This window comes from Bacillus cereus group sp. BfR-BA-01381, from assembly GCF_022663555.1.
Classification (GTDB): domain Bacteria; phylum Bacillota; class Bacilli; order Bacillales; family Bacillaceae_G; genus Bacillus_A; species Bacillus_A pacificus.
Window position 1 is genome coordinate 22088 of record NZ_JAKUFR010000020.1, and the last position, 22186, is coordinate 44273.

Consider the following 22186-nt stretch of genomic DNA (forward strand, 5'->3'; position numbering starts at 1 on the left):
CACACCTATGATTAATCAAATTGGACAAATTATGCTATATGTAAATAATCAAGATGAAGCAGTACAATTTTGGACTGAAACAGTAGGATTCCAAATTATTGCGGAAGAAAATAACGGACAAGGTTTTCGCTGGATTGAAATTGCGCCGTCAAAAGAAGCAGGCACAAGCATCGTCCTTCACGATAAAGAGTTAATTGCAAAAATGCAACCTGAATTAAACTTACATACACCTTCACTTATGTTCTTCTCTAACAACTTAGATCAACTGTATAAAGATCTTTCTGAGAAAAACGTTACTGTTGGACAAGTTGTAGATTTACCTACTGGCAGAGCTTTTAACTTCGCTGATAACGAAAACAATTACTTTGCGGTAATGGAACGCAAATAAAAAAGAAGCTATCCGAAAAAACCGGATAGCTTCTTTCATTTTAAGAAACTTGTTCTGCATTCGTTTCTCTATGTTGTATATGGCTCGTGATCCAAGCAATTCCACCAGCAATAACGAGATAGCATAACAATATTAAAATTTGCATTTGTAATTGCGACCAATCTCCTAAAGAAATCACATCTTGCAATCCTCTAAGAGAATGGGACATTGGGAGAAATTGTCCAATCTTGCTAAGAACAGCTATATTTAATTCTCCTGGGAAAGTCCCACCGCTCGTCGCTAATTGCAAGACGAGAAGCGTTACCGCTAAGAACTTTCCAACAAGACCAAACACCGTTACTAACATAAGAATAAACGTCATGAACGTAAAGGAAATAACGATACTTGATAAAACAAAGAGTGGCACACTTGCAACTTCTAATTTCATAACTCCTAGCACAACCACATCCACAAGTAATGCTTGAATAAGTCCAATTACATATACTAACCCTAATTTATTAATAAAATGTACCGTTCCGCTTACTTTCATATTTTGTCTACGGCCAAGCGGTAAAATATTCGATGCCATAATTCCGCCAACATAAAATGCAAGCGATAAGAAATATGGTGCAATACCTGAACCGTAATTAGGCACGTCAGAAACTGTTGACTTCACTAATTGAACCGGCTCTGAGAACATCGTATTGCGTGCATCATCATTGCGAACATCCGCTATCTTCTCTGCGCCCTCTCCTAATTTCGTAGAAAGTTCTTTCGCACCATCGTCAAGTTTAACAAGTCCGTTCGTTAACTGATCAGCACCATGATTCAGCTCTGTTCCCCCGCTCGCAAGTTGATTTACACCTTCTTGTAATGATGTAAATCCAGCTCCCCATTTCGTAAATCCACTAGCTAAATTTGTAGCACCATCTGCTATCTTTTTCGTTCCAGCAGTAGCTTCATTTAACTTAACTCCGAATGTATTCATACCTTCTTCAACCTTATGCTGACCATCTGCAAGCTTCTGTGCACCTTGTGTCAATTGTTTCTGACTATTATTTAAAGTGTTTGTTGCTTGAGCTAATCCATTAGAAGTAGCGATAATCTTTTGAAAAGCAGGATCTTGCTGCACCTCTGGATGACTTTTCACGTACTCTTCTAATTGTTGTTTTACACTATTTGCTGCATTGTCCGCTTTCGCTTGCCCTTCAGCCAGTTTCTCACTTCCGTTCACCCATTCATTTGTACCAGCATTTAATTCACTAACCCCTGATTGTAAGTTTTTTTCACCTTGCGTCAATAACTCCATACCGCTATGAAGTGAGGTTGCTCCTTGACTTAGCTCATTCGCTCCATCAGTTAAGGCTGATTTGCTAGAAGCAAGTTTTTCACTTCCCTCTTTCACTTTTGATATCCCGTCACTTAAACGATGAATACCATCTGCAAGCTGATTTGCCCCATTTCTTGCATCTGTCGTTCCTTCATGTAACTTCCCAGCACCATTACTTGCATCACTCAACCCTTGTGCTAAGTCTTGAAACTTTGAAAAGACACCTTCTGTATAAGATTTCGTAATACTATTTGAAATTTTTGTTTTCATATTTTCAACAGCTGTCGTTCCAATTTGCGCTGCTACAAAGTTTTTACCCGGATTTACTTTGTACTGCAATTGTGCTGGTTCTGGTTTCTCATCCATAAGTGTACTTACCTTTTTAGAGAAATCCTCTGGAATCGTAACAACCATATAGTACTTATCTTCTTTTAGCCCTTCCTCAGCATTTTTTTCTGATACGAAATGAAAAGCCAGTTCCTTATTCTCTTTTAAATTTTTTACAAAATCGTCTCCTGCACGAATTATTTTCTCATCCATTGCAGCACCCTTATCTAAATTTACAATTGCAACAGGTAATTTATCTAATTTTCCGTATGGATCCCAATATCCAGCTAAAAAGAACCCTGAATAAATTAAAGGAACGATTAACAAAAAAATTAAAGCGATACGCCCATGTTTATGGTGCCACATCGCTTTCCAATCTTTAAATACAAGTTGAATTCCTTTCATGAAACATACTCCTTCTCCGAATTTCACACCATTAGAATGGTTTAACAGATTTACTATACACGTCCATTTCCATACTGTATAATACATCTTTAATTATCAATCCATTCCTTTTGGTCTATAGAAAGGAGAGTCAAAATGGAACTTCTTCAACTAAAATACTTTCAAACAGTTGCACGATTAGAGCATATGACAAAAGCCGCTGAAGAATTGCATATCGCGCAGCCTTCGCTCAGCAAAACAATTGCTAGATTAGAAAAGGACTTAGGCGTTCCGTTATTTGACCGCCAAGGGCGACAAATTACATTAAACTCTTTCGGGAAAGTATTTTTAAAACGAGTAGAGCGCATTTTTCATGAATTAAGTGAAGGCGAACGAGAAATTAAAGATTTAGCTAACTTACAACAAAGCTCTATTACGCTGGCTGTTTCTATTCCAAGAATATTACCCGAACTAATTGGTTCTTTTTTACTAGAACATCCTAACATTCGATTCCAACAGTTTCTCGCATCTACTCCTTCTATGAAACGACAACTAGATAATATAGAAATTGACTTTTGCATTTCTTCTGTGCCAATTGAAGGCGAGGAGATTATTTGGGAACCACTTATTACAGAAGAAATTTTCTTAGTCGTCCCTTCAGGGCACCGTTTATCAGAACGTAAAAGTGTATATCTGCATGAAGTAAAGGACGAACCGTTTATTAGTATGAACACTGGTTATGGATTTCGGCACTTAACAGATGAATTTTGTAAAGAAGCTGGCTTCACTCCACATATTGCTTTTGAAGTAGACGAACCAACCGTGATTAGCGACCTGATTAAGCAAGGCCTCGGCATCGCCTTTGTCCCAAGTTTAACTTTATTAAAAAACTCTACTTTAGCATTAAATAAGTTACGTATTATTGAACCAAATTGTGAGAGAACGATTGGCTTAAGCTGGTCAAAAAAACGTTACTTATCGAAAACTGCTCAGAAATTCCGTGAATTCGTGATTGAGTACTTCTCCAATATTAGGACTTAAAATGATATCAAAAAATAAAAGGTGCCATCCCCATAGGGTGGCACCTTTTATTTTTCACTCTTCTCTAATTCTATTTCAGCTAAAAGCGGCAAAACATTATCAAAAATATGCGTATTGTTATTTTCGCCTGTTACATATCCACCGTAATATCTACTAAATACGTTGTCATTTCGGAATGTGGCCATATGATCATATAATTCCTTTGCAAACTTTGTATCACCTGTTTGTAGTACGTACAAAATCGTTAATCCGTAAGCGGCTGGCGATTCATAATTCACAGTTTGTTTTCCCGTTTCTAAATTGTAACGGCCGTATAACTTTCCATCCTCCTGGAATTTCTTCTTTATAAACTCCAAATAAGCATCTGATGAAAGGCCACCTAAACTACGATGATATGCAACGTATGATTGGTCAATAAGATTCACTTCTTTGTCGTACGTAAATGTACCATCTGCTTTATACTCTTTCGGGAATGCCCATCCATGCCTTGGATAATCTGCTAAAAATTGAACGACTTCCTCATATTGCTGAGCAGAAACTTTTCCATACTTTTTCATATAGGAGAATGCGCGCGGATTTATATATGACGTTGTTGCAAAATCATTTTGTTTCCTTGCATCTGCATCATAATAATCAACATAATAATTACCTTTCTTATTATAACGAATTACAGCATCACTCAATTGATCTGCCAAGTTTTTATAGCGCTCTTCCTTGTACATTTCATAAGCGCGATATAACTGTTCTATAATACGGAGATCATCAATAAGTGCATTTGTAGCTGACTGCATTTCTCCCTTTTCAGAGATTTTCCATAAAACAACTTGGTTCTTATGTACAAAGTTATTTTGAATAACCTTAACTTGTTCATCGAATAACGCTTGATCGTCTTTATCGAGTGTATATTGCAGCCATAGTCCTGCTGATTCCGATAAAGCTTCTCGGCCTTTCGCTTCACCGGTACCTGCTTTTGTATCTTCTAAACGATATGTAGCAAGCGTCCCATTTTCATTCACCATATGTCTTAAAATAAAATGTTCCGTACGGTTTCCTTGCAAAGCTGACCAAAATACAATTCCACCTAAAGCGATTAAAAGAATAACTCCAATCACTATATATATACGTTTCCGCAAACTTTTCACCTCCCTAGTAAGGCTATCCTTAATTTTACCAGAACATACGTAAATGTAAAAAAGACAATCTATTAGATTGTCTCCCGTTCCTCTATCTCTCACAAGCCTCTTTAGAAGGTCTATATAGCGATTCCACGAGTCGATCATACTCACTACGCGTAATCTCTTTATTATACAGCTTCAATAATAAATCTCTATGCTCTTTTGAAAATGCCATCTTTTTAATGACTTCAGGATACATAAAACATCCTCTCCATTTCACATAAACTTCTTCACTTCAAAATCAGAACTTATGTTCGCATAAAAGATTATAAAATATTCCTTACTAAAAAACAAATAAAATATTATTAAACATTAACTTCTTTCTATTTAGAATATTCAAACATAATATTATCATATCCACTTTTTAAATACATATATATTTTTGGAAGTTTTTTTGAATAAATCTTCCAATTCAATCAGAAAATAATGGCAAAAAAGAAGAGGAGTTTACATATGGATACGGTAACATTAGCAAGAGCATTTTTCGGTTCTTCACTAGCATTCCACATTATCTTCGCAACACTTGGTGTCGGACTTTCATTAATGATTTTTATAAGTGAAATACTCTATCACTGGAAGAAAGATTCCGACTACGCCATTATGGCGAAAAGATGGACAAAGGCCTTTGCCATCCTTCTTGGTGTAGCAATTCCAACTGGAACAATCGTTGGTGTGCAAATCTCACTGCTTTGGCCTGGTTTTGCTAAAATTGTTGGGCAGGTTATTTCTGTGCCCTTTCAAATTGAGATTTTCGCCTTCTTTTTAGAGGCTTTGTTCATGTCCATTTATGTATATGCAGCTGACAAACTACCTCCATTCATGAGATTAATCTCGCTATTCTTCGTCATGATTGGTGCCACGGCATCCGCCGTGCTTATTACATCGGCAAATACATGGATGAATACACCCGCGGGCTTTTCAATGGGGCCAGATGGATCAGTTTTTAACGTTGATCCGTGGAAAGCTTTCTTTAATCCGAGTTTTGGCACGAGCGCATTCCATGTTGTGATTACAGCCTACGCAACTGGAGCTGCCGTCATTGCCTCTATCGCCGGATTTAAATTATTAAAGAAGAATGTAAGTGAACGTGAAGTAGCATATCATAAAAAAGGACTACTGTTAGGACTCGTCGTGACATTTATTACAGGCGCTACGATGTGGCTTTCGGGGCACGAATCGGCAATTGCTTTACATAAGCATTCCCCTGAAAAACTGGCATCTGCTGAAGCTTTATTTGAAACGACATCACATGCACCGTTATCAATTGGCGGCGTTGTAGATCCTAACACACTTGAACTAAACTACGCACTAGAAATTCCGAACATGCTTAGCCTACTAGTAGGACTAGACCCTAGCACTGTCGTAAAAGGACTAAAGGAATTTCCACAAGAAACATGGCCACCATTTTACACGCATACACTGTTCAATTTAATGGTTGGCACTGCTGCCTTTACCTTTGCAGTTGCAGCAATTGCCCTCTTATATTGGTACTTTGTTTACCGAAAAAAAGGAACAGAGCTACCGAAGTGGCTTCTTTGGGGAGCTGCCGCATGTGGACCAGTTATGATGCTCGGCATTGAATTTGGGTGGATTTTCAGCTGTAGCGGTCGTCAGCCATGGACCATTTACGGTATGCAACGTACAGTCGACGCTTCTACACGCGCTGATTTTGTCGGTCCTTTATTTATTCTATTCATCATTTTATATATTGGACTCGGTATTTTAACAGTTTTTGTACTACGAACATTCTTTAAGAAACATCCGCTTACAAATGATTTACATCACGAAGGAGGCGATTCTCGTGCATGAGGAAAGTATTGCAATCATCATCTTATGGGCTCTTATTTTCGTATACAGTATATTAGGGTCCATCGATTTTGGAGCAGGTTTTTGGGGCATGGTATACGCAAAACATCCAACGCTCGCTGCCAAGCTTGCCAACCGATACTTATCACCGACTTGGGAAGTAACAAATACATTTCTCGTCTTTGTCGTTGTCGCTTTTCTCGGTTTCTTTCCGAAAGCCGCTTTCACCCTTGCGACAGTCATGTTCGTACCAGTTATGTTAATTTTAATACTCATTGCAATTCGCAGTACATTCATGGTATTTGCTTACTCTGTGCCAAAATATCAGTACCTCCTTCGGGTTATTTCAGGTATTACTGGGCTCTTAATTCCAGCCTTATTAATTACCGTTTTACCTGTTACAGAAGGGGCCTATATTACAATGTCTGAGGGAAAAGAAGTACTCCTGTATGGAAAACTTCTTTCTAGCCCGGTGATCTACTGTTATATGCTCTTTGGGCTAACTTCGGAATTATTTCTTTCCTCCCTCTTTCTTGCTGATTTTGCGAGAGAGCAAGGTTCAGAAGATTCGTATAGAATTTATAGAAGAAACGCCATCATCCTTGGTCCTGCAACACTCGTTACGGCGATTATCGCCCTCGTTGTAATGGATCCGGAAACACACTGGCTTATGCAAGGGCTCATAAAGCAATTCCCGTGGTTTACAGTTTCTATCGTTTTATTCGTTATCGGGTACTCTTCTCTTTGGTGGACAAACAAGAAGTATGGCACACTAGGATACCCTCGCATTGCCGTTTTAGCAGTCGTCGCTCAATATGCATTTGCAAGTTATGCTTACGGCGTTGCACATTTACCGTATATTATTTATCCTGATGTAACTGTATTTACAAGCTTTACAACGGTCGAAACATTCTATGCATTGCTTATTCTATATGCAATTGGGATTGCAATTTTATTACCAGGATTTATTTTCTTCTGGAATTTATTCTTGAAGGATCGAACTTTTTTGAAGGAAAAATAATATTGTAGGGCCTGTTCCAAAAGGTATTTTGGGATGGGCTCCTTTTGTCATGCTTTATCGATAAGTCGATATAATTTAAAAATCGCCGATATATTTTGAGTTGCGCTGATATATCTCCATAATCACCTATATAAATTTCATTTACTATCTTACTGCCCCATTAATTTCTAGACTCCTCTCACAATAGTTATTTCACTAAGAGAGATACTTGTCCCATAACTTGAAAAACACATATTCATTGTACTCCGTTATACGTCTAGTTCTTCTTATTTTTTGCTGAATATACTACCAATACAAACCTTAAGACAAGCTACATTGCTTTGAGGAAAAGTAGAAAGGTAGGTAAAATATGAGCATTGAAATATGGATTACTATTATTGTATTCTTCTTAACAATGATTGTTATCTTTTGGCGACCTCGTGGTTTAAATGAGGCGTGGCCGGCAGCAATTGGCGCTGGCATTATCCTGATTACTGGACTTGTATCAAAACCAGACGTCATGGACATTATTAGTAAAATTGGCGGTGCCTCCATAACAATATTAGCGACCATCGTTATGGCGGTAATATTAGAAAGCTTCGGCTTCTTCCACTGGTCCGCAGCGAAACTTGCAAACTTAGCAAAAGGCTCCGGGCGCCGCTTATACTGGTATATTCAATTATTATGTTTTCTTATGACTCTTTTATTTAATAACGATGGTAGTATTTTAATTACAACGCCAATTTTAATTCTTCTCCTAAAAAATCTTCAATTAAAACCGCATCAACAAATCCCTTATTTATTAAGCGGTGCTTTAATCGCTACTGCATCTAGTGCACCAATTGGTGTAAGTAATATCGTAAACTTAATCGCATTAAATATCGTGAATATGACTCTTTATATGCATACTGCTATGATGTTTGTACCTGCAACATTAGGACTATTGTTTATGTCATGGCTTATGTATACGGTTTTGAAGAAAAAACTTCCGAAAAAATTACCTGTTTCTTCATATGATATTGAAGAAATATTCTTCACGAAAAACTTTCATCCGTTAAAAGGAAAAAATTCAGTTGATACGAAACAAAAACGGACAAGGTTTATGCTAAAAGTATTAGGCTTCGTCTTCCTTATGCGCTGTCTTCTATTCGTTGCATCCTTCTTATCCATCCCAATCGAGATTGTTGCCGTACTCGGTTCACTCGTTCTTCTCATCTGGAGATGGTACTACTTACGAACGAACCCTGTCGACATTTTGAAAAAGACACCTTGGCACATTTTAATTTTTGCTTTCTCTATGTATGTCATTATTTACGGACTTCACAACGCAGGATTAACAGCAGCACTTGTCCAATGGCTTGAACCAGTTGTAAATCAGCATCTACTGTATGCTAGCTTTACAATGGGCGGACTCGTTTCCCTCCTCTCCAACGTCTTCAATAATCACCCTGCACTTATGATTGGTACCATTACGTTAACAGAAATGGGACTAGACCCAGTCACATTAAAAACTATCTACCTCGCAAACATTATTGGTAGTGACATCGGTTCACTATTATTACCAATCGGTACACTAGCTTCTCTCATTTGGATGTATATCCTGAAACAAAACAAAATTAAAGTAAAATGGAAAGACTATTTAAGTGTATCCCTTATTGTTATCCCGCTCACAACAGTTGTCACATTATTTCTCTTATTCTATTGGGTACATCTCTTCTTCGCCTTATAAAGTGAAACTTTAATCAGTGGAATCTCACTGCCCGCAAATAGCGGTATAAACAACAGAAGCCCGATTTGCTACCGTCTTAGCAAATCGGGCTTCTTCTATATTAAGTTAGGTACTACAGTGTGATCAATCAAGTAAAGAAGTGTAACGTGTTATTGGTATAAGTGACTACCCGTTTCTTTAAATTCTTTCGCTTTCTCTTTCATTCCTTTTTCAATTGCTTCTGTCGTTTCTAAATCATTTTCTTTTGCATATTCACGAATATCATGTGAAATTCTCATACTACAAAACTTCGGTCCACACATGGAACAGAAATGAGCCGTTTTCGCACCTTCTGCTGGCAATGTTTCATCGTGATACTCCATTGCACGTTCAGGATCTAAAGATAAATTAAATTGATCGCGCCAACGGAATTCAAAACGAGCTTTTGAAAGTGCATCATCACGCTGATGAGCCGTTTTGTGCCCTTTCGCCAGATCAGCTGCATGCGCAGCGATTTTGTACGTAATAACACCTTCGCGTACATCATCTTTATTCGGTAAACCTAAATGTTCTTTCGGCGTTACATAACAAAGCATCGCTGTTCCAAACCAGCCAATCATCGCAGCTCCAATTGCGGATGTAATATGGTCATAACCTGGTGCAATATCTGTCGTTAACGGCCCAAGTGTATAGAATGGCGCCCCCTGACAAATATCGAGCTCTTTCTCCATATTTTCTTTAATTAAATGCATCGGTACATGCCCAGGCCCTTCAATCATAACTTGCACATCATGTTTCCAAGCAATCTTCGTTAATTCACCAAGTGTTTCAAGCTCAGAGAACTGCGCTTCGTCATTTGCATCTGCAATCGAACCTGGACGTAATCCATCTCCAAGAGAGAACGAAACATCATACTGCTTCATAATTTCACAAATCTCTTCAAAATGAGTGTATAGGAAGTTTTCTTTATGATGGAATAAACACCACTGCGCCATAATTGAACCACCACGCGAAACGATACCTGTCGTACGCTTTGCAGTAATGGGAATGTAACGAAGTAATACACCAGCGTGAATCGTAAAGTAATCTACGCCTTGCTCCGCTTGCTCAATTAACGTATCACGATACACTTCCCACGTTAAATCTTCTGCAATTCCGTTTACTTTTTCAAGCGCTTGATAGATCGGTACAGTTCCAACTGGTACAGGCGCGTTACGAATAATCCACTCACGCGTCGTATGAATGTTTTTACCTGTAGATAAATCCATAATCGTATCTGCACCCCAGCGAGTAGCCCATGTCATCTTCTCTACTTCTTCCGCGATAGAAGAAGATACAGCAGAGTTTCCGATATTTGCATTCACCTTCACGTGGAAATTACGTCCGATAATCATCGGCTCTGCTTCCGGATGGTTAATATTTGCTGGTAAAATAGCGCGACCTTCCGCAATTTCCTTACGAACAAACTCCGGCTCTACTCCTTCACGAATCGCAACATATTCCATCTCAGACGTAATGATGCCATTACGTGCATAATGCATTTGCGTAACATTTGCACCTTGCTTCGCTCTAAGCGGTTTGCGATCCATCTGCGGGAAAACAGGTGTATGTTTCGAAGCCACCTTCACACCGTCATCCTCTGGTTTTACTTCGCGCCCTTCGTATGCCTCTACATCTCCGCGCTCTAGGATCCAAGAGTGGCGCGGCGTTGGAATCCCCTTCTCTAACTCGACTTTATACGCAGGATCTGTGTAAGGACCGCTTGTATCATACACACGAATTGGCGGATTCGGGACGCCATTTGTATCGCTTTGTTCAATCTCACGCATCGGTACTTTCATACCTTCTCGTGGTCCATCCACATACACTTTCTTACTTCCTGGTAAACTCGATTTCAATTCAATTTGCTCAGCTGAAACAGACTGTTTCATAACCTTTGTTGCCCCCCTGTACGTGACAAGGACGAGATATGGCCAGCGTATGCCAAAATAAAAAGAGCCAGGTCCATAAAAAAATAAGGACCTGGCTCATAAAAGACATCATTATGTAAAGCCGTTAACTTCCCTACGCTGGTACGAGCCAGATCAGGTCCAAAGGGTTAAGAAGTTCACGCGCTTCTCTCTCAGCCTACGCATACGTTAGGCACCCCTAGTTTATCACTGATTTAATTTTCAATACTTTCTCATCATACACGATAATCTGAAAAATGCAAAGTTTATTTCTTTTGTCGCTTATGGAATCATCCACGTTAAATAATATGCCTGTACATACGTCATAATACCAACAATAACTACGAAGAATAAACTATGCTTCACTGTAAAGCGGAATAAATCTGATTCTTTTCCAGCAAGTCCAACTGCTGCACAAGCAATGGCAATTGATTGCGGAGAAATCATTTTACCTGTTACACCGCCCGTTGTATTTGCTGCAACGAGAAGTACTTCAGATACACCGACTTGCTGCGCTGTAATTGCTTGTAAATTTGAGAATAATGCATTCGCTGACGTATCAGACCCTGTTAAGAATACGCCAATCCATCCTAAGAATGGTGAGAAGAACGGGAATAGTCCGCCAGTTCCTGCTAGTGCTAACGCTAGTGTAGAAGATAGCCCAGAATAGTTTGCGATAAATGCAAATCCTAATACGAATCCAATAGATAGAATTGGCATTTTTAATTCACTTAAAGTTTCTTTAAATGTTACTACTGCATCTTTTACACTCATTTTCAAAATAAACATGGAAATGATACAAGCAATTAAAATTGCTGTTCCCGTTGCTGATAATACATCAAACTTCAAAATTGCCTCGTAAGGCGTCGCTTTATTTACAATAGGCTCTGCTTTCATTACTAAATTGTGCAAGCCTGGAATTTCAAACTTAAATACAAGACTTTCTAACGCGCCTCCTGGAGCAAATAATGCTTTAAAGAAACTTTGACTCCAAATGACTACCATAACCGTTAATACGATAAATGGAGACCATGCCTTTACTACTTTTCCCAACGTTAATTTCGGCATCGATGCCGCTGTTGTTGCAGCTGCTTCTCTATTTGCTTGCCCAGATTGATAAATTTCTTTCGGTTGCCATACTTTTAAGAACAGCGCTAAACTAACTAAACTTACAAGTGCCGACGTAATATCCGGAAGTTCTGGTCCTAAGAATGTCGCTGTTATGAACTGCGTAATTGCAAATGAGCTACCTGCTACAAGTAAAGCAGGCCACGTTTGTCTTACCCCTTTCACCCCGTCCATTAAAAATACGATAAAGAATGGAACAAATAATGATAAGAACGGTAATTGATGTCCAGCCATTTGTCCAATTTTATGTGGATCAATACCTGTTACTTGTCCAGCAACTGTAATCGGAATTCCCATCGCTCCGAACGCTACTGGTGCTGTATTTGCAATTAAACAAAGACCTGCTGCATATAAAGGATTTAGCCCAAGGCCTGCAAGAAGCGCTGCTGTAATCGCTACTGGTGCACCGAATCCCGCTGCCCCTTCTAAAAATGCTCCGAATGAAAAACCGATTAAAATAACGAGTAAACGGTGGTCATTCGTAATGGATAATACAGATGCACGAATCACATCGAATTGACCTGTTTTCACAGATATTTTATATAAAAATACCGACATAATGATAATCCAAGCAATTGGCCATAGTCCGTATAAAAAACCATATCCAGTCGCTGCCATCGCCATCGTGAACGGCATCTTATAAGCGAATAATGCCACTAAAATTGTAAGTACAACTGTAATAAATCCTGCCACATACCCCTTCATGCGGAAAACTGCTAAAGCTAAGAAAAAAAAGATAATCGGAATAAGTGCTACCGCTGCCGAAATCCAAATGTTTCCGAACGGATCATAAACTTGTGTCCATGTGTTCATTGTTCTCTCCCCCTAAAGAATCCCCTTTTAAATAGAATAACCTCATCAATAGACTATCAGGTCATCATACCTTTCAGCCTAAAAATAAAAAAACGTTTAAGAAAACGTTTTCAATAACTTTCTTTTATACTGTACCATAACAATTTCCTTTTAAAAAGATTTTTTTGAAAATTTTATTATTTAACGAAAAAATCTTACAAAATCGTCACGTTCTTGTAATGTTCATCGATAGGAAGCTCGCCACATTTCCTGCATAATAAAGGTATAACAACGGATATTATTTATGAGGTGATATATATGAACGGAAACAAAATATTAGCAGCTTTATCATACTTTAGTGTATTATTTGCCCCTATCTTATTCCCGATTATTGTGTGGATTGTGGGAGATGCGGAAACGAAACCACATGCAAAACGTGCTCTATGGACACACATTATCCCAAGTATCGCTACATTCATTGGCATGATTATTTTAGGAGTTATGGGTCTTGGATCTGATCAACCGGATGTAACACTGGGCATCGGTACAATGATTGTCTTATGTATTTGCGGAATCATTAGCTTATACTACTTCATTTGGAACATCGTGAAAGGTATTAAAGTACTGAAAGCTTAATTTTAAACAAACGTTTGATTAATAAGAAAAAACCGTCCCAAAATACTTTTTGGGACGGTTTTTTATCTTCTGCGTTTCTTCTTTTTTCTCATCATTTTCTTACGGCGCGTACTCACTTTATCCGCTATAATGTGCAGCGTGCTTGCCACAACAATTCCCATTACGAACGTTACAATTTCAACCTCATGTTCCTTCGCCATTTCTATTAAATTCCCGTCAAGCGCGATTACATTTAATAGGAATAAAAACGGAGAAAACACAATTAACATGTATGCAATACGAATCACATCACCAAGTATAATTGTGTGTGTAAAAAAGGAACGATGCGGCATCACCTTCTTATACGGATACCAAAATATACGCAGGAATCCCCATTTATTATACGCATTACTATACGTATCTAAATCCGGTGTTAAAAATGTAGTACCTACTAAAAAGCCAATTGCAAAAGTTAATAAAAAATCAAAATTTGTTAGTCCATACGAAAAGAGCATAAACAAAACAACCGGAAGGGATATTAAGTTTATTTTCGTATGCGTTCTTCCTGATGGCATAATGCACTTCCTCGCTTACGTTCGCCCTGTCACCATGTGACAGTTCTCACCTATTGATCTAATTTCTGATCGATAAAGGATGTGTCTATATCCGAACCAAACCATTCTGCCAACTTCACTCGTGCCTTATCTTTTACATCATCATCGACGTATAGCGACGCTTGTAATAGCGCAGCCATTAACGCCCCTAAATCATCCGTATAACCAATTCCAGCAACGAAATCTGGAATTGCATCAATCGGTGCAATAAAATAAGCAAGTGCTCCAATTACAATAATTTTCACTCGTTTTGGAACATCTGGTTTCTGCAAAACGTAAAACAACAATAAACTTGCATAAATGACCGACTGCCCTGCCTGCTTTGCGACATGTTTTACTTTCTTCCAAAATGCTTCAACTGAAAATTTTTGCTCCATGTAAAAGCCTCCCTATTTTTTAAAAGAAATAAGCTACAATATGTTTTCAGTAAAAGTTCATCAAAATTACACATAATCTATCAATGAACTTTCATTGTAACAAACAAACTCAAAAAGAACAAGTGTTCGTTAATTTTTACATACTTCCCTTCATATAATAGGTTTCTAGATAACCACTTACCCATTGTCATTTCTTATTTCTCAACAAGAAATTTTTCACTTTCACTTAACATTCTGCTCTACCTTTGTTATATTTTCTAGTTGACGGACATATAAACGAATGTTAAAGTTTTCTCTGGTAGTGACAAATCTCATACAAAAAATGTAAAATGTTATAGTGTTTCTCAGAAATGAATTTTGTTGTATAATACAGAAATGACGTTATGCTTATGAGTAACACAAGAAACTAAAAGGGTATGCATAGTTATAGTCGTATATGGGTGAATATAGAACCTCTAATTATGGCCAAGAAAACTATGTATTTTTTATTTTAGCATTTTTCGCTCCAAAATCGACCAAGCCTGATAGAGAAAGGGTGGAAATGAATGAAAGAAACCTTGAAATCGCAATTTCAAAATGTGCGTTTCACTGCATTCGTAGCTTTAGCCTTATGGTTGAAGACATATCTTATTACACGCACAAGCTTTGATTTAAAACTTGAATCTTTCATGCAAGAATTCATTTTATTCCTGAGCCCATTAGCAGCATCATTACTGCTTGTTGGTCTTGCATTATTTGCAAAAGGGAAAAAACGTAATTATATAGCACTTGGAATTAATTTTGTCTTAACAATCGTTCTTGTTGGTAACGTAATGTTCTACGGATTCTACAATGACTTCGTTACTTTACCAGTACTAGGACAAACATCTAACTTCGGAAGTTTAGGTTCTAGTGTAAAAGAATTGTTTAACTACAAAATTATCCTTGCATTTGCTGATATTATCGTATTCTTCATTTTATTGAAGAAGATGAAGAATTTTGCACCGACAGAACGTGTAGCACGCCCAATGCGTTCCCTATACTTCGTGTCAACAATTGCTATTTTCTTCGCAAACTTAGGATTGGCAGAAGCTGAGCGTCCAGAACTATTAACACGTTCATTCGACCGCGTTATGCTTGTTAAAAACTTAGGTTTATATGTACACCAAGTGTATGATCTTGGCTTACAAGCAAAATCAAGTTCACAAAAAGCATTTGCTGACGGCAGTAAGTTACAGGAAACAGAGAACTACGTAAAAACAACGCAAAGCAAACCAGATCCAAATATGTTTGGTACTGCAAAAGGGAAGAACGTAATTGTTGTCTCTCTTGAGTCATTACAAACATTCTTAATTGGTGCAACAGTTAACGGACAAGAAGTTACACCATTCTTAAACCAATTTACGAAAGAAAGTTATTACTTTGATAACTTCTTCCATCAAACTGGGCAAGGAAAAACATCTGATGCTGAATTCTTAGTAGATACTTCAATGTATCCACTAGACCGTGGTGCTGTATTCTTCACACACGGTAACAACGAATATACAGCAACTCCAGAAATTTTACGTCAGCAAGGATACTACACTGCAGTATTCCACGCAAACAACGCAACATTCTGGAACCGTAACATTATGTATCCGGCACTTGGTTATGATCGTTACTACAACGAGCTTGACTATAAGATTACGCCAGAAACGAAATTAAACTGGGGATTAAAAGATATCGAGTACTTTGATCAATCTATCGATATGTTAAAACAAGTGAAGCAACCGTTCTATACTCGCTTCCTTACTTTAACAAACCATTACCCATTCACTTATGATGACAATACAAAATTAATTGACGAATACAATTCTGGTGATGGCGTATTTGACCGTTACATGGTAACAGCTCGCTACTTAGACGAAGCAATGAAACACTTTATTGAGCGTCTAAAAGCAGAAGGTATTTACGACAACTCAGTTATCGTATTCTACGGTGACCACTACGGTATTTCTGAAAACCATAACCGTGCAATGGCACAGTTCTTAGGAAAAGAAGAAATTACTGCATTTGACCATATGAACTTACAAAAAACACCGATGTTTATTCACGTTCCAGGTCAAAAAGAAGGTAAAACAATTTCAAAACCAACTGGTGAAATTGACATTAAACCAACTATTCTAAACTTACTTGGTGTAGACTCTACGAATGACGTTCGATTCGGTCATGACGTATTCTCACCTGATAATAAAGGATTCGTTGTTCTTCGTGATGGTAGCTTCGTTACAGATAAGTACATGTACACGAACAGTACATTCTACGACCGTGCTACTGGCGAAGTTGTACAACTGCCAAAAGAAGAATCTCAACCACTTATTGATCGTGCCCAAAATGAATTGAACATGTCTGACAAAATCATTGAGGGTGACTTACTTCGCTTCTCTGAAAGCAACAAGATCAAAACTGGTGAAGTAAAGACAGCTATTAAAGAAGAAAAGAAGAGCGCTGAGTAATCTCAGCCTCTTTTTTTATATTCCTCCATACAATTACTTATATTCATTAACTTTAACATTACATAACCTTTACCAAATATTCACATAGAATTAATGAAGTATCCCTATAATAAAATATGTAAACGAGGTTCTATATATTTCTTATCTCTCATCTGTAATAAGATCCCTTAAAGAAATATGTGAATCGTTTATTTCTACTTTCTTATAATTGTCTTTCAATATGTTTTGTTTCCATACACAAAACATTCAATAAGACGATGTCCCTATGAAAGATAGCTACCCTCCTTGTGCAGCATTCCATAAGAATGTTGCTTTTTTTTATTTAAAAGCAGGATTCTTATTTCTTATTTTCGAATTTGTATATACGAAATGCTGTAAATCACTACCACTTCTCTACCATTTACAAATACATATACGTCATATGTAAAGAATTACTCACATAAAAATTACTGTAGTGATTTTTATTCCAAATGAATGAAAGCTTCACTTTACTTATGCACTTACGAAAGGATGGGACGAAAATTGGCATATGAAAGATTTGTACTTTGGAATGATGCAGTTATTGATACAACGAAACAAAAAACGTACATAGACCTTGAGGAAAGAGGCTTGCAATTTGGGGATGGTGTCTACGAGGTTATTCGTCTATATAAAGGGAACTTTCACTTATTAGATCCGCATATTACAAGATTATATCGCTCCATGGAAGAAATAGAATTAACACTCCCTTTCTCAAAAGCGGAACTGATTACCCTACTTTATAAACTAATCGAAAATAATAATTTCCACGAAGATGGAACGATTTATTTGCAAGTATCTCGTGGTGTACAAGCTCGTACCCATACGTTCTCATATGACGTCCCTCCAACAATCTATGCCTATATTACAAAGAAAGAAAGACCAGCGTTATGGATTGAATATGGTGTACGTGCCATATCAGAACCGGATACGCGCTGGCTACGCTGTGATATTAAATCATTAAATTTATTACCGAATATATTAGCTACTACGAAAGCGGAACGAAAAGGTTGTAAAGAGGCCCTTTTCGTACGAAATGGTACTGTAACTGAGGGAAGCCACTCTAACTTCTTTCTAATTAAAAACGGAACTCTTTACACACATCCAGCTAATCACCTTATTTTAAATGGCATTATTCGTCAATATGTCCTTTCTTTAGCGAAAACCCTTCGTATTCCAGTACAAGAAGAGCTTTTCAGCGTTCGTGATGTTTATCAAGCGGATGAATGCTTTTTTACAGGAACGACAATTGAAATTTTGCCGATGACTCATCTTGATGGAACCGCAATCCAAGATGGTCAAGTGGGCCCTATCACTAAAATGCTGCAACGATCATTTTCTCAGAGTTTGTTACAATCCAATATGTCATCTTCTTAAACACGAATAATTTCTATCCTTTCTACATTCAATATATGTATTTAAATGGAAATCAAGGTGTAGATTTATGCCTTGATTTTTTCTTGTAATCTTTTTGTCATATTCAGATTCCCGCATAAGTCTTGACAGTAATCGACATGCTCTTTAGAATTTTTAACAGTTGGTAAATATTTCTTCACTACATTACAGACAGAAAGGAATCGACAAATTATGAAAAAATACCTTGCCGGTCTTGCGGCAGTGTCTGTAGCAGGAGGAGCAGCACCTACACTTGATAGTGTTCAAGCTGCCCCTGAACAAAATACACAAAAAGCTGCTACAACTGTCCAAGCTTCTGCATCAAACAGCTCATCTTATAAGGTAAACGCTAGCGTATTACATGTTCGTGCAGGATCAAGTACTTCTCACGACATCATCTCGCGCGTTTATAACGGTCAATCACTAAACGTGATTGGCGAAGAAAATGGTTGGTACAAAATTAACATGAATGGCCAAACAGGCTTTGTTAGTGGCGAATTTGTATCAAAAAATGGTGCAAGCAATTCCAATGTAAGTACAACAGGCGGAAACAATAAAGTTACTGCTGATGTATTACGTGTACGTACTGCTCCTAACACTTCTAGTTCTGTTTCAGGACGTGTATATGCAGGACAAACATTAAACGTAATTGGCCAAGAAAATGGTTGGGTGAAAATCAACCATAATGGACAAGTTGGCTATGTAAGTGGCGAATTCGTATCTGGTGTTTCTGCTAATGCAGGTTCTTCAAACAACAATACGAATAATAACAACCAAGAATCTGTAAAACCAACAAGTGGAAACTATACAGTAAATGTATCTTCCCTTCGTGTTCGTACAGGTCCTAGCACTTCTCACACAACTGTAGGTTCTGTTACAAAAGGACAAGTCGTACAAGTTGTTGGCGAAGTTCAAGATTGGTTCAAAATCAATTATGCAGGCCAAACAGCTTACGTAAGTAAAGACTACGTAACAAAAGGCGGTTCTAGTGATAACGTTACACAAGGAAACAACCAAGATAACAAACAAGAACAAAATAATAATGTAACTGTTCAAACTGGCGGTACTTACGTTGTTAACGCAACATCTCTACGCGTACGTACAGGCCCTGCTACTTACCATAGCGTAATTGGTGGCGTATTAAATGGTACGACATTAAACGTAATTGGCTCTGAAGGTAGCTGGTTTAAAGTTAACTATCAAGGAAAAACAGGCTACGTTAGTAGCGAATTCATGAAATTCGTTAAAGGTGGCACTACTACTCCTGAGCAACCAAAACAACCTGAACAACCTAATCAAGGTGCAATTGGTGACTACTACATTAATGCTTCTGCCTTAAATGTACGTAGTGGTGAAGGTACAAATTATAGAATCATAGGCGCACTTCCACAAGGACAGAAGGTTCAAGTAATCTCTGAAAACTCTGGATGGAGCAAAATTAACTACAACGGCCAAACTGGTTATATCGGCACACGTTACCTTTCTAAAACACCAGTTGGTGGCGCAGTAGATAATAAGCCTAACAACAACCAAAATAACAATCAAAACAACAACAATAATAATAACAATACAAGCAATAATAGCGGTGACAGTTCTTCCGTACTTGCATATGCAAAATCAATGCAAGGTGTACCTTACGTTTGGGGCGGAACTTCTGCTACTGGTGTTGACTGCAGTGGTTACATCTACCACGTATTTAAGAAATTTGGTCATAACATTAGCCGTCAAAGTGTTGCAGGATATTGGGGTAGCCTACCACAAACTTCAAATCCACAACCAGGTGACTTAATTTATTTCCAAAACACTTATAAATCAGGTCCTTCTCATATGGGTATTTACCTTGGGGGCGGATCATTTATCCAAGCTGGAGATAAAGGTGTAGCAATCGCTTCGTTAAGTAACTCTTATTGGAAGAGCCATTTCTTAGGATACACGAAAGCACCTTAATTAATAGTTTTAGAGCCTTCTAGATTACTAGAAGGCTCTTTTTAATGTGTATAACCTATTTCCTAAAAAAAATAATGTATCTATTTTCCTATTTCATACACTATATTCTACAATAATGATCCATAACGTTATCATAATGTATATTTTTACATAAAAAACATAACCTATTTCATGTCTAATCATTTCATATGTGTTTTTTTGAAGAATTTTCTTTTTATTTAAACTTTTCGTTAGACGTTTGACCTCTGATGTCCATTATGATAAGTTACTTAAGATGTTATATTTGCAGAAGTATAGACAACTGTTTTATACATTTTTTTACTATGAGGAAGGAGCATACACTGCATGAATCTTTTATGGGGAATTGGCGGCGTGATTGGAGTATTAGCAATCGCTTTCTTACTATCTTCCAACCGCAAAGCTATTAATTGGCGCACGATTTTAATCGCGCTAGCATTACAAATGTCATTTTCATTTATCGTATTACGATGGGATGCCGGAAAAGCAGGTTTAAAACACGCTGCAGATGGCGTTCAAGGATTAATTAATTTTTCTTACGAGGGAATTAAGTTCGTTGCTGGGGATTTAGTCAACGCAAAAGGCCCTTGGGGATTTGTTTTCTTCATTCAAGCACTACTTCCAATCGTATTTATTAGTTCATTAGTTGCAATCTTATATCATTTCGGTATTATGCAGAAATTTGTCAGTGTCGTTGGTGGCGCATTAAGTAAACTTCTTGGAACTTCTAAAGCAGAAAGTTTAAACTCAGTAACAACTGTATTTTTAGGACAAACTGAAGCTCCAATCTTAATCAAACCTTACTTAGCACGTTTAACAAATAGTGAATTCTTCGCTATTATGGTAAGCGGTATGACAGCTGTTGCTGGATCAGTTCTTGTTGGCTATGCAGCAATGGGTATTCCGTTAGAACACTTATTAGCAGCAGCAATTATGGCAGCTCCATCGAGTCTATTAATTGCGAAACTAATTATGCCAGAAACAGAACAAGTAGATAATAACGTTGAACTTTCTACAGAGCGTGAAGATGCAAACGTTATTGACGCAGCAGCACGTGGTGCATCAGAAGGTATGCAACTTGTTATTAACGTAGCAGCAATGTTAATGGCTTTCATCGCATTAATTGCTTTATTAAACGGTTTATTAGGATTAATTGGCTCTCTGTTCCATATTAAACTTAGCCTTGATTTAATCTTCGGTTACTTACTATCACCATTTGCAATCTTAATCGGGGTTTCTCCTGGTGAAGCTGTACAAGCAGCAAGCTTTATCGGTCAAAAACTTGCAATCAACGAATTCGTTGCATACGCAAACTTAGGACCACATATGGCAGAGTTCTCTGCAAAAACAAATCTAATTTTAACATTCGCAATCTGTGGATTCGCAAACTTCTCTTCTATCGCAATTCAATTAGGTGTAACAGGAACATTAGCTCCTACTCGCCGTAAACAAATTGCACAATTAGGGATTAAAGCAGTTATCGCTGGTACATTAGCTAACTTCTTAAACGCAGCAGTTGCAGGTATGATGTTCCTATAAAATAAAGCAAGTCCCCTCTTTCTAAAGAGGGGACTTTTTATTTTCTCAGTATATATTAAATACTTTATGCCGAAATATAAAAACATTATGATACAATAATTAGTACGTCTGTTTATTTTTTCTTATAAAAGAGGGATACTACTTATTGTTGCTCTCTCAAAAAGAATGTAGTCATCCGGTCT

General features: G+C 37.6%; 17 protein-coding genes and 1 riboswitch. Of the genes, 10 read left to right on the plus strand and 7 right to left on the minus strand.

What is annotated here, in order from left to right; translation table 11 throughout:
- Nucleotides 1-7 precede the first annotated feature (7 nt).
- Complete coding sequence (locus tag MR079_RS09480; protein WP_000609844.1) at nucleotides 8-388, plus strand: VOC family protein; 381 nt, start codon at nucleotides 8-10, stop codon at nucleotides 386-388.
- 40 nt (nucleotides 389-428) lie between these two features.
- Here the strand turns inward: MR079_RS09480 and MR079_RS09485 are convergent, their stop codons facing one another.
- Entirely contained in the window at nucleotides 429-2429 is a 2001-nt protein-coding gene (locus tag MR079_RS09485; RefSeq protein WP_242293930.1) for a YhgE/Pip domain-containing protein, read from the minus strand.
- A gap of 135 nt (nucleotides 2430-2564) precedes the next feature.
- Between MR079_RS09485 and MR079_RS09490 the strand changes: the two genes are divergently transcribed.
- Nucleotides 2565-3449, plus strand: a complete 885-nt coding sequence (locus tag MR079_RS09490) for a LysR family transcriptional regulator (RefSeq protein ID WP_242293931.1) — start codon at nucleotides 2565-2567, stop codon at nucleotides 3447-3449.
- A gap of 47 nt (nucleotides 3450-3496) precedes the next feature.
- On the opposite strand, the gene MR079_RS09495 is transcribed toward MR079_RS09490, so the two are convergent.
- Complete coding sequence (locus MR079_RS09495) at nucleotides 3497-4582, minus strand: transcriptional regulator (RefSeq protein WP_242293932.1); 1086 nt, start codon at nucleotides 4580-4582, stop codon at nucleotides 3497-3499.
- Between the two features lie 91 nt (nucleotides 4583-4673).
- Nucleotides 4674-4823: a hypothetical protein gene (locus MR079_RS09500; protein ID WP_000283185.1), complete on the minus strand. Its 150-nt coding sequence runs from the start codon at nucleotides 4821-4823 to the stop codon at nucleotides 4674-4676.
- A gap of 254 nt (nucleotides 4824-5077) precedes the next feature.
- On the opposite strand from MR079_RS09500, the gene cydA reads away from it, so the two are divergent.
- The 3 genes from cydA to MR079_RS09515 all read left to right on the plus strand — a co-directional run bounded on the left by cydA (nucleotide 5078) and on the right by MR079_RS09515 (nucleotide 9159).
- A complete protein-coding gene (gene cydA, locus MR079_RS09505; RefSeq protein WP_000381964.1) occupies nucleotides 5078-6433 on the plus strand; it encodes a cytochrome ubiquinol oxidase subunit I in 1356 nt (451 codons plus the stop codon).
- On the plus strand, nucleotides 6426-7451 hold the full coding sequence (locus tag MR079_RS09510; protein WP_000544167.1) for a cytochrome d ubiquinol oxidase subunit II: 1026 nt from the start codon (nucleotides 6426-6428) through the stop codon (nucleotides 7449-7451). Before cydA ends, MR079_RS09510 begins: the two co-directional genes overlap by 8 nt.
- Nucleotides 7452-7800: 349 nt before the next feature.
- The gene (locus MR079_RS09515; protein WP_139868399.1) at nucleotides 7801-9159 is read left to right on the plus strand and encodes an arsenic transporter; all 1359 of its coding nucleotides are present in this window, start codon (nucleotides 7801-7803) and stop codon (nucleotides 9157-9159) included.
- Nucleotides 9160-9308: 149 nt separating this feature from the next.
- Here the strand turns inward: MR079_RS09515 and thiC are convergent, their stop codons facing one another.
- On the minus strand, nucleotides 9309-11069 hold the full coding sequence (gene thiC, locus MR079_RS09520) for a phosphomethylpyrimidine synthase ThiC (RefSeq protein WP_242293933.1): 1761 nt from the start codon (nucleotides 11067-11069) through the stop codon (nucleotides 9309-9311).
- Between the two features lie 113 nt (nucleotides 11070-11182).
- Nucleotides 11183-11298, minus strand: a riboswitch (TPP riboswitch).
- Nucleotides 11299-11369: 71 nt separating this feature from the next.
- Complete coding sequence (lldP, locus tag MR079_RS09525; RefSeq protein WP_242293934.1) at nucleotides 11370-13028, minus strand: L-lactate permease; 1659 nt, start codon at nucleotides 13026-13028, stop codon at nucleotides 11370-11372.
- 297 nt (nucleotides 13029-13325) lie between these two features.
- Between lldP and MR079_RS09530 the strand changes: the two genes are divergently transcribed.
- Nucleotides 13326-13643, plus strand: a complete 318-nt coding sequence (locus tag MR079_RS09530) for a magnetosome magnetite crystal formation protein family (RefSeq protein ID WP_061529301.1) — start codon at nucleotides 13326-13328, stop codon at nucleotides 13641-13643.
- Between the two features lie 62 nt (nucleotides 13644-13705).
- On the opposite strand, the gene MR079_RS09535 is transcribed toward MR079_RS09530, so the two are convergent.
- Both MR079_RS09535 and MR079_RS09540 read right to left on the minus strand, forming a co-directional pair.
- Nucleotides 13706-14197 (minus strand): metal-binding protein, encoded by a 492-nt coding sequence (locus MR079_RS09535; protein WP_242293935.1) that lies wholly within the window; start codon nucleotides 14195-14197, stop codon nucleotides 13706-13708.
- A 50-nt stretch (nucleotides 14198-14247) separates the two neighbouring features.
- Complete coding sequence (locus MR079_RS09540) at nucleotides 14248-14613, minus strand: YkvA family protein (protein ID WP_000435502.1); 366 nt, start codon at nucleotides 14611-14613, stop codon at nucleotides 14248-14250.
- Nucleotides 14614-15158: 545 nt separating this feature from the next.
- Here MR079_RS09540 and MR079_RS09545 point away from each other — a divergent pair.
- The 4 genes from MR079_RS09545 to MR079_RS09560 all read left to right on the plus strand — a co-directional run bounded on the left by MR079_RS09545 (nucleotide 15159) and on the right by MR079_RS09560 (nucleotide 22004).
- On the plus strand, nucleotides 15159-17087 hold the full coding sequence (locus tag MR079_RS09545; RefSeq protein ID WP_016718951.1) for an LTA synthase family protein: 1929 nt from the start codon (nucleotides 15159-15161) through the stop codon (nucleotides 17085-17087).
- 510 nt (nucleotides 17088-17597) lie between these two features.
- Entirely contained in the window at nucleotides 17598-18482 is an 885-nt protein-coding gene (locus MR079_RS09550; RefSeq protein WP_049112924.1) for a D-amino-acid transaminase, read from the plus strand.
- A 210-nt stretch (nucleotides 18483-18692) separates the two neighbouring features.
- Nucleotides 18693-20447: a C40 family peptidase gene (locus tag MR079_RS09555; RefSeq protein WP_139868405.1), complete on the plus strand. Its 1755-nt coding sequence runs from the start codon at nucleotides 18693-18695 to the stop codon at nucleotides 20445-20447.
- A 345-nt stretch (nucleotides 20448-20792) separates the two neighbouring features.
- Nucleotides 20793-22004, plus strand: a complete 1212-nt coding sequence (locus MR079_RS09560) for a NupC/NupG family nucleoside CNT transporter (RefSeq protein ID WP_087955131.1) — start codon at nucleotides 20793-20795, stop codon at nucleotides 22002-22004.
- Nucleotides 22005-22186 lie beyond the last annotated feature (182 nt).